At 70.9% G+C, this 13,396-nt stretch carries 15 protein-coding genes; 8 read left to right on the top strand and 7 right to left on the bottom strand.

The features are described 5' to 3' along the window. Window positions 1–80 precede the first annotated feature (80 nt). Window positions 81–641: a hypothetical protein gene (locus tag ACWD3I_RS08760; protein ID WP_365402457.1), complete on the bottom strand. Its 561-nt coding sequence runs from the start codon at window positions 639–641 to the stop codon at window positions 81–83. Further along, window positions 638–1,030, bottom strand: a complete 393-nt coding sequence (locus ACWD3I_RS08755) for a hypothetical protein (protein WP_365402454.1) — start codon at window positions 1,028–1,030, stop codon at window positions 638–640. The genes ACWD3I_RS08760 and ACWD3I_RS08755 overlap by 4 nt, the downstream gene beginning before the upstream one ends. Window positions 1,031–1,166: 136 nt before the next feature. Here ACWD3I_RS08755 and ACWD3I_RS08750 point away from each other — a divergent pair, with 136 nt between their 5' ends. Then, a complete protein-coding gene (locus tag ACWD3I_RS08750) occupies window positions 1,167–2,342 on the top strand; it encodes a sensor histidine kinase (protein ID WP_365402451.1) in 1,176 nt (391 codons plus the stop codon). Continuing rightward, complete coding sequence (locus tag ACWD3I_RS08745; RefSeq protein WP_365402448.1) at window positions 2,339–2,944, top strand: response regulator transcription factor; 606 nt, start codon at window positions 2,339–2,341, stop codon at window positions 2,942–2,944. Before ACWD3I_RS08750 ends, ACWD3I_RS08745 begins: the two co-directional genes overlap by 4 nt. Here the strand turns inward: ACWD3I_RS08745 and ACWD3I_RS08740 are convergent. The 4 genes from ACWD3I_RS08740 to ACWD3I_RS08725 all read right to left on the bottom strand — a co-directional run bounded on the left by ACWD3I_RS08740 (window position 2,941) and on the right by ACWD3I_RS08725 (window position 7,696). Continuing rightward, window positions 2,941–4,401, bottom strand: a complete 1,461-nt coding sequence (locus ACWD3I_RS08740; RefSeq protein ID WP_365402445.1) for a M28 family metallopeptidase — start codon at window positions 4,399–4,401, stop codon at window positions 2,941–2,943. The two genes, ACWD3I_RS08745 and ACWD3I_RS08740, sit on opposite strands and share 4 nt — an antisense overlap. A 123-nt stretch (window positions 4,402–4,524) precedes the next feature. Then, window positions 4,525–6,531 (bottom strand): serine/threonine-protein kinase, encoded by a 2,007-nt coding sequence (locus tag ACWD3I_RS08735; RefSeq protein ID WP_365402442.1) that lies wholly within the window; start codon window positions 6,529–6,531, stop codon window positions 4,525–4,527. Between the two features lie 89 nt (window positions 6,532–6,620). Next, window positions 6,621–7,100, bottom strand: coding sequence for a MarR family winged helix-turn-helix transcriptional regulator (locus ACWD3I_RS08730; RefSeq protein ID WP_365402439.1), 480 nt, complete (start codon window positions 7,098–7,100; stop codon window positions 6,621–6,623). Then, window positions 7,097–7,696, bottom strand: a complete 600-nt coding sequence (locus tag ACWD3I_RS08725; RefSeq protein ID WP_365402436.1) for a type 1 glutamine amidotransferase family protein — start codon at window positions 7,694–7,696, stop codon at window positions 7,097–7,099. Before ACWD3I_RS08725 ends, ACWD3I_RS08730 begins: the two co-directional genes overlap by 4 nt. Window positions 7,697–7,867: 171 nt before the next feature. Between ACWD3I_RS08725 and ACWD3I_RS08720 the strand changes: the two genes are divergently transcribed. The 3 genes from ACWD3I_RS08720 (at window position 7,868) to ACWD3I_RS08710 (ending at window position 10,847) form a co-directional block, all read left to right on the top strand. Beyond that, window positions 7,868–9,223: an aspartate aminotransferase family protein gene (locus tag ACWD3I_RS08720; RefSeq protein ID WP_365402433.1), complete on the top strand. Its 1,356-nt coding sequence runs from the start codon at window positions 7,868–7,870 to the stop codon at window positions 9,221–9,223. A gap of 123 nt (window positions 9,224–9,346) precedes the next feature. Beyond that, the gene (locus tag ACWD3I_RS08715; protein WP_365402430.1) at window positions 9,347–10,051 is read left to right on the top strand and encodes a GntR family transcriptional regulator; all 705 of its coding nucleotides are present in this window, start codon (window positions 9,347–9,349) and stop codon (window positions 10,049–10,051) included. A 145-nt stretch (window positions 10,052–10,196) separates the two neighbouring features. Next, entirely contained in the window at window positions 10,197–10,847 is a 651-nt protein-coding gene (locus ACWD3I_RS08710; protein WP_046262278.1) for a hypothetical protein, read from the top strand. 3 nt (window positions 10,848–10,850) lie between these two features. Here the strand turns inward: ACWD3I_RS08710 and ACWD3I_RS08705 are convergent, their stop codons facing one another. After that, a complete protein-coding gene (locus tag ACWD3I_RS08705) occupies window positions 10,851–11,144 on the bottom strand; it encodes a hypothetical protein (RefSeq protein ID WP_365402427.1) in 294 nt (97 codons plus the stop codon). Window positions 11,145–11,254: 110 nt separating this feature from the next. Here ACWD3I_RS08705 and ACWD3I_RS08700 point away from each other — a divergent pair, with 110 nt between their 5' ends. Genes ACWD3I_RS08700 through ACWD3I_RS08690 form a run of 3 tightly spaced genes read left to right on the top strand, consistent with a single transcriptional unit; the run spans window position 11,255 to window position 13,359 of the window. Next, window positions 11,255–11,677 (top strand): hypothetical protein, encoded by a 423-nt coding sequence (locus tag ACWD3I_RS08700; RefSeq protein WP_365402424.1) that lies wholly within the window; start codon window positions 11,255–11,257, stop codon window positions 11,675–11,677. Beyond that, on the top strand, window positions 11,674–12,495 hold the full coding sequence (locus ACWD3I_RS08695) for a pectate lyase (RefSeq protein ID WP_365402421.1): 822 nt from the start codon (window positions 11,674–11,676) through the stop codon (window positions 12,493–12,495). The genes ACWD3I_RS08700 and ACWD3I_RS08695 overlap by 4 nt, the downstream gene beginning before the upstream one ends. A gap of 12 nt (window positions 12,496–12,507) precedes the next feature. Next, complete coding sequence (locus ACWD3I_RS08690; RefSeq protein ID WP_365402418.1) at window positions 12,508–13,359, top strand: GH12 family glycosyl hydrolase domain-containing protein; 852 nt, start codon at window positions 12,508–12,510, stop codon at window positions 13,357–13,359. Window positions 13,360–13,396 lie beyond the last annotated feature (37 nt).

Genomic DNA, 13,396 nt, shown 5'->3' with positions numbered 1-13,396 from the left:
GTCGTGGCTGGGGTCGTCGTAGGGGTGCGGCGCCGTCGTGGCTGGTCGCGCAGTTCCCCGCGCCCCCAGGTGGGTTCCCCTCACCGCAGGACGAGAAGTTCGACCCCTACCAGCGCGTCCACCACCGCGCACCACTCCGCGAAGGTGGGCGCCACGATGCCCTTGAGCCGCTCCAGTGCCAGGTGCGCCAAGTCCCAGAGCCCGTGGCAGAACCAACCCGCCGCGACCAGCCAGAGGCCCACGTCCGGGTCCACCAGCAGGCCGGTCAGCGCGAGCGCCCCGAAGGCCACCACCCCCGCCGTCTGAAGCCACAACCCCTCCCGTCCGTGCGGAGCACCCCGCACCGCCCCCCACAGCAGCACCCCCAAAGCGATCCCGACCAGCACCCCCGCCGGCGACACCAGGTCCAGCGCCTGGAGCCCGAACGCGAGCACCAGGCCTCCGCCGAGCACCGGCCAGGTCGACCGGGGCGTGCCGATCTGGTTGATCACCACGTACAGCAGCGGCAGCAGCGGCAGGACCTCCCCGAACCCGGTGACCGACTCGTCCAGGGTGTCGGAAGCGCCTGCCGCGGCCTGAGCGGCCCAGATCGCGAGGGCCAGGCAGGTGGGCCAACGGCGGTTCACCGCAGGCGCGTTCACGCGCCGTACTCCGTCCGCCGCCGCAGCATGACGACGAACATCAGCGGCAGCATCGCGAGGTGCTCCCACGCCATCGCCGCGTCGGGGTCCACGACGTCCAGGGACAGAAGCGGTACGAGGACCAGTGCGGGAAGGAACATCGCCCCGCACATCTCGGCGATGCCGGGCCAGGCGTGGCCGCGGCGGCGCATCCAGAACGCCATGCCGGCGGACATCGTGAACGCCATTTCCAGCGTGACCAGTCGGGGTTGGCGGGACATGTCGTACTCGATGTCCGTGAGCGCCAGGACGCCCCGCAGGGCCGCGCCGAGGACGAGCATGCCGGCCAGCATCGCGAGGATCATCTCGACGTAGTGGCGGGCGAAACCGTGGTGCCGTACGTGTTGCATGGCGCCCCCTTGGCAGTACCGGGGTGGGGTATGTCCCCACGTCCTTCAGAGTGGCGGGACCGAGGGGGCGTCAGTAGTGCCGACCGTGCACGTCGTCGTATGACATCTGTCATCCGGGCGCTGCGACAATGGCCGCGTGGACAACGGGGCGGGGCTCACGAGTTTCCGGCGCTACACGTGGTGGGCCGTGCCGGGGACCGTCATCTGCGTGCTGGTGCTGGCGTACGGGAGCTGGGCCCTGGACGGGGACGTGCCGCTGTGGGCGCGGGCGCCGGTGGTCCCGGCGCTGGGCGTCCATGCCGTGGCCGCCGCCGTGCTCCTCGGCGGGGCGATGGAGGACCGCACGCCGGTCCTGCGGCCGCTCGCGGGGTGGCTGGTCACCGCCTGTCTCGCCGCGGCCGCGCTCGCCGTGCTGCCGCTCGCCCGGCACAACTACGGGCTGTGGGCGGTCGCCCCGGCCGTGACCGTGGCGATCGTGGCCGTCTATCTCCCCGCGGCCGGGAAGCGGTGGCTGATCGGCGGTGCCGTCGTCCTCGCGCTGGTGCCGGGCAGTGCGGTGAACCTGGTCGCGGGGGATGAGGAGTTGGCGTACGCCGCTCTCTTCCCGGCCTGTCTGACCGCGTTCACCGTGTGGACCGTGCTCGGGCCGCTGTGGGCCTGGCGGATCGCGGGGCGGCTCGATCGGGCGCGGCGGCTGGAGGCGGAGCTGGCGGTGAAGGACGAGCGGCTGCGGTTCGCCTCCGACCTGCACGACATCCAGGGGCATCATCTGCAAGTCATCGCTCTGAAGGCGGAGTTGGCCTCAAGGATCGCCGAGGTCGATCCCGCGCGCGCCTCCGGCGAGATGCAGGAGATACGGCGGCTGTGCGCGGACGCGCTGCGGGACACGCGCGCCGTGGTGCGCGGCATTCGCCGGACCACCCTCGACGGCGAGATCGCCAACGCCACCCGGGTGCTGGCGGCGGCCGGGATCGACGCGCGCAGGAACCTGGAACCGACCGCTTCCCAGGAGGAGTTGAGCGACTCCACCCGTCAGCTCCTCGGCCTCGTCGTGCGCGAGGCCACCACCAATGTGCTCCGCCACAGTCAGGCCCGGCACGCCGAGGTCGACTACCGCGTCAGCGGGGAACAGGCCCTGCTGCGGATCAGCAATGACCAGGCCCATGAGCACCCCGGCACCGGCGACGGCACCGGCCTCCTCGGTCTCGCCGAGCGACTGCGGTCCGCAGGCGGGGAGTTGACCTGGGAACGGGAGGACGGCAACCGTTTCGTGGTGACCGCGACCCTGCCCGCACAGAGGGCCGAAGAGTGATCCGGCTCCTTCTCGCCGACGACGAGGACCTCCTGCGCGGCGCCCTCGTCGCGCTCCTCTCCCTGGAGGACGACCTCACGGTGGTCGCGGAGGCCGCCACCTCCACCGATGCCGTACGGCTCGCCCTGGAGCACCGGCCCGACATCGCCGTACTGGATCTGGAGATGCCGCCCACGGACGGGCTGCGGGCCGCCGAGGAGATCCGGGCCGCCCGCCAGGACATCCATGTCGTCATCGTGACCCGGCACGCCCGGCCGGCCGTCCTGCGCCGCGCCCTGGCCGCCGGGGTCCGTGGGTTCGTGCCCAAGACGACCCCCGCGGCCCGGCTCGCGGAGATCCTCCGTGACATCGCCGCCGGGCGCCGCTACGTCGATCCGGACATCGCCGCGTCCGCCTTGACGGAGGACGACTGTCCGCTCAGCGAGCGGGAGTTGGAGGTGTTGCGGGCGGCCCGTACGGGGGCGTCGGTGGCCGAGATCGCCACGCAGGTGCATCTGGCTCAGGGCACCGTCCGTAACTATCTCTCGGCCGCCATGTCCAAGCTGGGGGCCACCACGCGGCATGCGGCGGCCCATCACGCCTGGCAACAGGGGTGGATCTAGGCCTGTGGGTCCGGGAACGCCACCGGGCTCTTCAGCCCTTTCGCGTTCACCGCCCGTACCCCGAAGAACACGTTGTCCTTCGACAGGTCCACCTCGTGCCTCGTCACATCGCCGACCGGGACGACATGCGTCCACTCCGGCGCCGTCGTCTCCCGCCATACGATCTCGTAGCCGGCCAGGTCCGGTTCCGTGCCCCGGGTCCACACCACCTCCGTGGAGTTGGTGAGGTTCGTCGTGACGATCTTCGCGCCCCGGGGGGTGCCGGGCGCCTGGGCCAGGGTCCACAGGGCGGCGCCGTTCACCCTGGCCACCCGGGCGATGAAGGCGAAGTCGCAGAACTCGGGCAGGTCGCCGTACTGCTTGCCGTCCTCGACGCGTACGTCCTGGTGCTGGTGGGCGAAGTCCTCGGCGGGCTCGGTGAAGCGGGCGGCCGGGTAGGCGCGTTCGAGGAAGGGGATGTGGTCGCCGCCGCGGCGGTAACGGTCCCGGCGGTAGATGACCCGGACGTTCACGCCGGTGGCGTCGTTGTCGGCCACGTCCCGTACGAAACGTGCGAGTTGACGCGTCGCGGAGTCGTTCTCGCCGCCGACCGAGCGACGGGTCGCGGCCTGTTCGGCGGTCTCGGAGGACGGGACGCCCTCCGCGAACAGGCGGATGGTGTACGGGTCCTTCGTACCGTCGTCGGCGGTCGGGCTGCCGACGATGTCGTTGGTGAACATGCCCTGCACATCCGCCCCGGCCGCCTTGAACCGCTGGGCCATGTACGCCGATCCGAACAGGCCCTGCTCCTCCCCCGCCACGGCCGCGAACACGATCGTCGAGGCGGGGCGCCGCTTCGCCATCACCCTCGCCAGCTCCAGCGCCACCGCCACACCGGACGCGTCGTCGTCGGCGCCCGGCGCGTCCGAGGTGGCGTCCATGACGTCGGTGACCCGGGAGTCGTAGTGCCCGGAGACGACGTAGATCCGCTCGGGAGTGACCGAACCGCGCAGGGTCGCGACGACGTTGGTGATGCGGGTCGCCGTCGGGATCCGGGGGCCCGGTTCCTGGACGTACGACTGGAGTTCGGCGGTCATCCGGCCACCGGAGGCCTCGGCGTACGAGCGCAGCTCGGCCAGCAGCCAGTCGCGGGCGGCGCCGATGCCACGGGCCGGGTCGTCCTGGGCGGAGAGGGTGTGGCGGGTGCCGAAGGAGACGAGCTTGCGGACCGTCGCCTCGATGCGGTCCGGGTCGATCTCCCGGAGCAGGGCGCGGAGTTCACGGGTCGGGGGCTGGGCGGTGGCCGGGGGGCGGCTGCCCGGGGGTGCCGCCGTACCGGCCGACGAAGGTACGGCTGACGAGGGTACGGCCGCGGAGGGGCCGGCCGAGGGGGTCGCCTCTGCCGTACCGCCGCTCGTGCAAGCGGCGGTCGCCGCCACTCCCGTCGCGGTCAGAACCGTTCTCCTGCTGGGACGCATGCGTCCTCCTGGGATCGGGGATGCCGTCCCCCACCCAACTCCTCTTGCCGTGCGCACGGAAGACGGCCGCACTCACCGACCACGGCGTGAGTGCAACAGACCTACCGGCAGAGGGAGTTCGGGTTACTGCTTCGTATAGGTCAGCTTCTCCCCGTTGCTCGTGTTCACTCGCTCCAGGGTGCCGTTCGACAGCAGGGTGACCTCGCTGGCCGCGCCCGGCGAGCAGGAGGAGGCGGGCTCGCCGACCGTCACCGTGGACGGACCGATCTGCAACGGGCCGTTGCCGGCGGGCGCTTCGGTCAGGTCCGCCTCGAACACACAGTGGTAGTCGGGGCCGTCGGCGACGAGCGAGAGGACGGTGTCGCCCACCTCGCCCTCCTGGATGGTGAGTTGACGGGCGTGCGAGCCCTCGGAGTTGTCGATGGTGCTGGTCCAGGTGCCGAGGTAGCCGGCCGGGATGCTGCCGTCCGCCGGAGCCGAGGTGGTGGGCGTCGGCGAGGGCTCCGGAGTGGTGGGGCCCGGTGTCGTGGGGGCGCTCGTGGTGGGGGTGGGAGTGGGACCGGCCTTGTCGTCGCCGCCGCCGTCGCTGCTCATCAGCGCGTAGACCGAGCCGCCCGCGCCGAGCGCGACGACCAGGGCGACGACGACCAGCGCGGCGGTGGAACGGCCGTTGCGGCGCTGGGGTTCGGGAGGCGGGGTGAAGCCGGGACCGGGGCCGTAGGGCGGGGTGTGGCCGGGGCCGCCGTAGGGGTTGTACGGCGAAGGGGCGCCGGGCTGGGACGGGTGGCCGTACGCCGGGGCCTGCGGCTGTTGGGGGTATCCGTACGCCGAGGGCTGGGCCTGGGGGTGTTGCGGGTGCTGCTGGGGGTGGCCGTAGGCGGGGTGGCTGGGCGGGGGGCCGTACGGCGGGGGTGTCTGCGGGTCGGCGCCGTATCCGGGGTGGGCGGGCGGGGGAGCGTACGGGGGCTGTGGCCGGCCCGGCCCGCTCGTCGGCGCCGGCGGGGGAGTCTGGGTGCCCTGTCCCGCGACGACCGTGGGCAGGTGGTTCAGCGGCGCGCCCTCACCCGGCCGCCCCGGGGAAGGCGGGGTGCCGTCGGCGGGTGCGGGGGCGTGCTCGGGCGAGGCTTCGGCAGAGCCGGGGCCGGGGGCCGCACCAGGGCCGGAGCCCACGCCTGCACCCGCACCCGCACCGGATCCCGCCCCCGGCCCCTCCGGATCCTCCGCGTCCAGCAACTGCACCGCATGCCGGCCGAGTTGTGCCACCAGCGCGCTCGGCAGCCACGGGTCCCGCGACCGTCCGTCGGACACCGTGTCCTCGGCCCCGGTCCGCTCCAGCACCTGGTCCAGCGTCGGCCGTTTCGCCGGGTCCTTCTTCAGGCAGTCGCGGACGAGCTCGGCGATCCCCTCGGGCACGCCCTCCAGGTCGGGTTCCTCCTGGGCGATCCGGAACATCAGGGCGTGCACACCACTCCCCCCGGCCCCGAAGGGAAGCTTGCCGGTGGCGGCGTACGCGAGGATCGAGCCGAGGCAGAACACATCGCAGGCCGGCGTGATCCGGTCGCCCCGCACCTGCTCGGGCGCCATGAACCCGGGCGACCCGACGAGCGCGCCGGTCCGTGTCAGCCCCCCGTCGGTCACCGTCTCCAGGGCCCGTGCAATGCCGAAGTCGATGACACGGGGGCCGTCGATCGTCACCAGCACATTGGACGGCTTGAGATCCCGGTGCACGATCCCGGCCGCGTGGATGTCCTTGAGCGCGTGCGCGAGCCCGGCCGCGAGGATCTTCACCGACCGCTCGGGCAGCGCCCCGTGGTCGTGCCCGACGACCTGCTGGAGGCTGGGCCCGGCGACATACCCGGTGGCGACCCAGGGCACGTCCGCCTCGGTGTCGGCGTCGAGGACGGGCGCGGTCCAGTACCCGCCGACCTGCCGGGCGGCCTGCACCTCCTGCCGGAACCGCGCCCGGAACTCCTCCTGTGCGGCCAGCTCCTCGCGCACCAGCTTGACGGCGACGGTGCGCCCCCGGTCCGACCTGGCGAGATACACCTGCCCCATCCCGCCGGCCCCGAGCCGCGCCAGCAGCCGGTACGCCCCGATCCTCTGCGGATCCCCCGCCCCCAGGCTCTCCATCGCAGCCCCTCCCCCGAACTCCCCCGTGCGTGCCCCCGTGCGAAGCACCACGATAGTGCGGGCATACGAGGAGGTCAGCGACGCGCGTTCTACGGTTCCGTAACGGACCGATCCGCTTGCGTCACCGGCGGGCCGAGCCGCTCCAGTACCTTCGACAGCCGTTCCATGAGCCGTACGGCGTCCGCCAGTTCGTCCTCCCCGAAAGCATCGGCGAGCCGGTCGGCGTAGGCCGCGTGCCCGGGGTCGATCCGCCGGACCGCCGCGAGCCCCTCCTCGGTGGCCGCGAGGAGCTTGGCTCGGCGGTGGGCGGGGTTGTCGCGGTACTCGGCGAGACCGCGCTCGACCAGCAGATCGGCGATGCGCTGCACACTCTGCCGGGTGATCCCCATCGCCCGGGCGATCCCGGACACCGGCAACGGCTCCCCGAGCACCGCCCCCAGCACCTGCCACCAGGCGGCGGTGAGCCCGGCGGGCTTCGCCAGCTCCTCGGCGACGCCCAGGAACTGCCCGTTGAGCCGGAAGACCCCGAGCGCGCCACGACTGAGCAGCTCCTGCCGCTCGCCGCTCATCGAGCCCCCTCCAGCACGGCGTACGCCGTCACGTCGGAGTCGTGGAAGAGCCGGTACCAGGCGTCCAGCACCTCACCCTCGTACACCCCGAGAAGCCCGAAGATCTCCCGCGCGAAGGCGACGGGCTCGGTGGGCCCGGCGGTGATCAGTCCGCGGTCGGTGACGGCGTCGGCGTCCACGTATCGGGAACCGCCCTTGTACTCCGTGGCCGCCAGATAGAAGGAGACCGCGCTGGTGTGCTCCCGGTCGTCGAGCAGCCCCTCCCGCGCGAGCCCCGCGGTCGCCCCGCAGATCGCGGCGACGGGCACGCCGGCGGCCAGGAACTCCCGCGCCTTGCGGGCGAAGGGCGCCAACTGATCGCTCGTGTCCCAGAGATCGGCGCCCGGGAGGATCAGCAGGGAGCTGTCGTCGGGTCGTACGTCGTCCAGGGCGTCCGCGGGCTGGACCCGCAGCCCTCCGACGGAGGTCACCGGCTCACGGCTCGGGCCGACCGTACGGATCTCGTATCCGGCGCGGGCGAGATACGCCGTCGCGTGGCCGGTCTCCCAGTCGGCGTAGGTGTCGTACACGGCGAGATGCACGGGCTTGCGGCTCATGGCTGCCTCCTCGGTCGTCCTCAACCTTTCGATGACAATATGCTGTCACTTCGACAGGATGCTGTCAACACACTCCCCCGGGCGCCTCTGGACAACCTGTCGTGGAAAGCCCGCGTCCACAGACAGGACGCCGATACCGCTTCCGTATCGCGGACATTTACGCTCACCCGCATGACCCCTCAGCCAAACCCCGAGGTCGGCGCCGCCGTCAAGGCCGCGGACCGCGCTCATGTGTTCCACTCCTGGTCCGCGCAGGAGCTCATCGACCCGCTCGCCGTCGCCGGCGCCGAGGGGTCGTACTTCTGGGACTACGACGGCAACAGGTACCTCGACTTCACCAGCGGGCTCGTCTACACCAACATCGGCTACCAGCACCCGAAGGTCGTCGCCGCGATCCAGGAACAGGCCGCAACCCTGTCCACGTTCGCGCCCGCCTTCGCCGTCGAGGCCCGCTCCGAGGCGGCCCGGCTGATCGCCGAGCGGACGCCCGGCGACCTGGACAAGATCTTCTTCACCAACGCCGGCGCCGACGCGGTGGAGCACGCCGTGCGCATGGCCCGGCTGCACACCGGCCGGTCCAAGGTGCTCGCCGCCTACCGCTCGTACCACGGCGGCACCCAGCAGGCGATCAACCTCACCGGCGACCCGCGCCGCTGGGCCTCCGACAGCGCCTCCGCGGGCGTCGTCCACTTCTGGGCGCCTTACCTGTACCGCTCCCGCTTCTACGCGGAGACGGAGGAGCAGGAGTGCGCGCGGGCGCTGGAGCACCTGGAGACGACGATCGCCTTCGAGGGGCCGGCCACGGTCGCCGCGATCATCCTCGAGACGATCCCCGGCACCGCCGGGATCATGGTCCCGCCGCCCGGCTACCTCGCCGGTGTCCGCGAGATCTGCGACAAGTACGGGATCGTCTTCATCCTGGACGAGGTCATGGCCGGGTTCGGGCGCACCGGTGAGTGGTTCGCGGCCGACCTGTTCGATGTCACGCCCGACCTGATGACCTTCGCCAAGGGCGTGAACAGCGGATACGTGCCGCTCGGCGGTGTCGCCATCTCCGGCGAGATCGCGGAGACCTTCGGCAAGCGGCCGTACCCCGGTGGTCTGACGTACTCCGGGCACCCGCTGGCCTGTGCCGCCGCCGTCGCCACGATCAACGTGATGGCGCAGGAGGGTGTCGTCGAGAACGCCGCCCGGCTCGGCTCCGAGGTCCTGGAGCCCGCACTGCGGGACATCGCGGAGCGCCACCCCTCCGTGGGCGAGGTCCGCGGTGTCGGCATGTTCTGGGCGCTCGACCTGGTCAGGAACAAGGAGACCCGCGAGCCGCTGGTGCCGTACAACGCGGCCGGTGAGGCCAACGCCCCGATGCTCGCGTTCGGCGCCGCCGCCAAGAAGCACGGCATCTGGCCGTTCATCAACATGAACCGCACCCATGTCGTGCCGCCGTGCAACATCACCGAGGCCGAGCTGAAGGAGGGCCTCTCGGCGCTGGACGCGGCGCTCTCCGTGGCGGACGAGCACACGCGGTAGCCGCGGACCCTGTGACGCACGCTACGCGGGTAAACGCCGAAAACCCGAACGCGTAAGGTGGCGTGCTCGTAGACATACGTGTACGAGCACGCCCACCCGACCGCCATCAGGGAGAGGCCGACCATGCCCGGCAGCAGCGGCAACGGCGCCGTGACCCGCAGCACCCTGCGGCAGCAGATCGCCGACGCGCTTCGCGACGAGGTGCTCGCGGGGCGTCTCCAGCCGGGTCAGGAGTTCACGGTCAAGGAGATCGCCGAGCAGTACGGGGTCTCCGCGACCCCGGTCCGCGAGGCGCTCGTCGACCTGTCCGCTCAAGGTCTCCTGGAGGCGGACCAGCATCGCGGTTTCCGCGTGCACGAGTACTCCTTGGCCGACTACCGGGGCATCATCGAGGCCCGCAGCCTCGTCATCGACGGCATGTTCCACGCACTGGACGGCGGCCACCAGGGGTTCGTCCACGACCCCGACAACTCCCGTGTCCTCGCCGCCCTCGCCGGGGTGCGACGGCGTGGCGAGGAGGCGCAACGGGCCGCCCTCGCCGGGGACCTCACCGTTCTGATCGGCTACGACCTGCGGTTCTGGCGCGAGTTGAGCGCCGTGTTCGGCAACCCCTACCTCGCCGACTTCCTGCACCGGCTGCGCGTCCAGTCCTGGGTGTGCGCGGTCCAGCACCTGCGCCGCCTCACGGAGCTGCGCGGACAGCTGTGGGCCGAACACACCGAACTGGTCGACGCGCTCGTCCACCGGGACACCACGGCGGCGCGCGAGATCGTCGCCGCGTACAACGCGCACGCGCTCGCTGTGGTCGAGCGGCTGGCCGGCGGATGAGCCACCGGACGTGAGCCGGCCGCGGGTGTGGGTATGGGACCTGCAAGCAGAGCGGCTGAACCCGCCCAGGGGGAAGCCACGGCACGCCGGACCGATTACTCTTCCCTGACCACTTCGCTACACCGTGCTATGCGAGGAGCCTTCTTTGGCCTGTGACCTGTGGCTGGTACCGCTCGTCGACGTGTTGTGCCACACGCCCGACAACCCGTTCGCCGAAGAACTCGCGCAATACAACAAGGTGCTCGCCGAGGCCGGGCTGCCGCCGGTGCCGGTGTACCAGTACATGCCGGGCCTGTCCGGTGAGGTCGCCCCGGTGGCCGGCTTCGACTACGACGCGCTGCACTTCCTGCGCCGCGCGTACCTCCTCCAGATGTGCGGTCTGCCGGTGACGCCGGTGGACGAACTGGGCGGGGACTACGAGCAGTTGCTGGAGATGTTCGAGACGACGGCCCAGCAGTCCCATCTGGTCTGGCACTACGACCACGCCGGCGCCTATGTCCCGGTGGACTTCCCGCACCCGTTGGCCAACGACGAACTGCTGGCCGGTGGCGGCCCCTTGGGTTCCTCCCAGACGCTGCTGCGGGAGCTGGAGCTGGTGGCCCCGTCGATCGGCATCGACCCGGCCAACCCTCCGGCGGCCCCCCAACCGCCGCTGGGCCCCACGGAACTGGAGGAGCCGGCCGTCCCCGCGCCGTACGACCCGAGCCCCTTCGCCCGTGAGCGGCATGTGTGGCTGGGCCTGCACGCGGCGGCGACCCGGAGCCTGGCACAGGGGTCGATGATCATCTTCAGCTGAGGGTCAGCGCCCCAGCTGGGAGAGGCCCTTCTGCACGTCCTCGTAGTTCATCACCGGGGTATAGCTGATCTTCGCACCCAGGTTCATGAAGAACGGCTCGCTGATCACCGGCATCTGGGAGCTGTCCTGCATGTCGAAGACCAGGTAGGCGGTGCGCTGACCGTTCTCGGCGGTGAAATAGGCCGCCTCGGGCTTGATCTGCTCCAGCGAGCTCTCGATCAGCTTCGGCAGGGTGCCGTTGCCGATGGCCTCGTTCGCCTTCTCCGTGTCCATGGACACCTTGAGCAACACGCGCATGGCAGTCACCTTCTTCCATGGTCAGCCTATGCCCGATACATCCCGTTGGTGGGTACACGTTCGGCCTGTACGAAATGCGTAAATTATGTAAAGGCCCCAACGATGCACTCATGAACATCCGCACACGCACACTCGTGCCGCTGACCGCCCTCGTGGCCACGGCACTGGTGCCCCTGCTGCCGGCCACGGCACAGGCACAGGCACAGACCCAGGCAGCCCCCGGCGCCACGGTCCGGCTCCCGGCCGGCTACTGCTGCCAGGACCTCGCCCTGGCGGGCGACTCCCACGTCGCGGTCGTACTCGACCACGCCAGGCTCACCGTCCCGGCCGATGTCGCCGTCGGTATCGGCTGCCACCCGCACAACTTCACCCCGGAACAGCACACCGAGGAGTGTCAGGACACTCCCCTGGAGTGCGTGGCCGACGCGGAGGCCGGCCGGTGGGCTCTCATCGGACTGGGCTGCGTGCCCGCGAACTCCTCGCCCGAGTCCGGACACCACCGGGTTCGTCCGGAGGCGGTGACGGCGGGATGATCCGGCTCCGTTCCCTCCTCGGCGCGGGCCTCGCCCTGGCCGCCGTACTCAGCACCACAGCCCTGACCGCGAGCGAAGCCGCGAGCGACACCGCACAGGTGCGCCCCGCGGCACAGGTTCGCCCCGCGGCGAACTGGCCCGCCGCCAAGCGCACCGAGAAGGTCGGCAGAACCATCCCGGTCAGCGGCAGCAGGAACTTCGACTTCACCCGGCTCGTCGGCACCGGCGCCCTCGGCGGGGGCGACCAGACCGAGGGCCAGGACCCGCTCGTGGAGCTCGCCGACGGCGCCACCGTCTCGAACGTCATCATCGACACCCCGGCCGCCGACGGCATCCACTGCCGAGGCACCTGCACACTCAAGAACGTCTACTGGTGGGACGTCGGCGAGGACGCGGCCACCTTCAAGGGCACCCGCGGCAGCCAGACGATGACGATCGACGGCGGCGGCGCGACCAAGGCCGCGGACAAGGTGTTCCAGCACAACGGGCCCGGCACGTTCGTCATCCGCAACTTCGAGGTGTCGGACTTCGGCAAGCTCTACCGCTCCTGCGGTGTCTGCAAGACGCAGTACCAGCGCCATGTGGTGCTGGACAACGTCACCGTGACGGCTCCCGGCAAGGACGTCGTCGGCATCAACGCCACGCCGTACGGGGACACCGCGCGACTCACGCGGATCACCGTCGTCGGCGACTCGAGCCGAAAGATCGTGGTCTGCCAGAAGTTCCGCGGGACGACGTCCGGAGAGCCGACGAAGACCGGCTCCGGCCCGGACGGCAGGAACTGCATCTACCGGTCGTCGGACATCAGTTACAGGTAAGGGAGAGACACCGTGAGCACCCTCGCGCACCGACGCCGGACCCGGCTGCCGGCCCTGGCGGCTGTGGCGGTCACCGCGGCCCTGGCGGCCCCTCTGCTGCTCGCCCCGCAGCCCGCGACCGCAGCCGCGGCCCCGGCCCGGGCTGCCGACAGCTGCACCGCATTCAACACGGTCAGCATTCCGCCGTACTACCTCAACAACAACGTATGGGGCGCCAAGAACGCCTCCGGCAAGCAGTGCACCTGGCTCAACTCCTACCGGAACGGCAAGGCCAACTGGGAGACGTCCTTCGACTGGACCGGCGACAAGACCAGTGTGAAGGCCTACGGGAGCGTCGTGCTGGGCTGGCACTGGGGCTGGAAGGAGCAGAACACCAAGCTGCCGGTCCAGCTCAACAAGGGCCGCAAGGTGACCGGTTCGTGGACCTTCAACATCACCCAGAACACCCCGACGGTGATGAACGTCGCCTACGACGTCTGGTTCCACCAGAAGTCCAACCCGGACTGGCAGGACCAGCCGCACGACGAAATGATGGTCTGGCTCAACCGCCAGAACGGCGCGGGCCCCCTCGGCACCAAGCGCGAGACGGTGAACGTCGGCGGCACGACGTGGGACCTCTACGTCGGCAAGATCATCAACAAGGACAGCAGCGGCAAGGTCGTCAGCAGCTGGAACGTCTATTCGTTCGTCCGCACCGCCAACACCAACAGCGCGACGACCGACCTGACGGGCCTCGCCAACACGCTGGTGCAGAAGCGGCTCCTGTCGAACACCTCGTATCTGACGAGCGTCGAAGCGGGCACCGAGGTCTTCACCGGCCGGGGCAAGCTGAGCACGAGCTCGTACTCGGTGAGCGTGAGCTGACCTCAGGGCTTCGAAAGGCACCCGCCGTACTCCTCCG

Source organism: Streptomyces sp. NPDC002817 (assembly GCF_053592055.1).
This window is presented reverse-complemented; position numbering and strand designations above follow the sequence as displayed.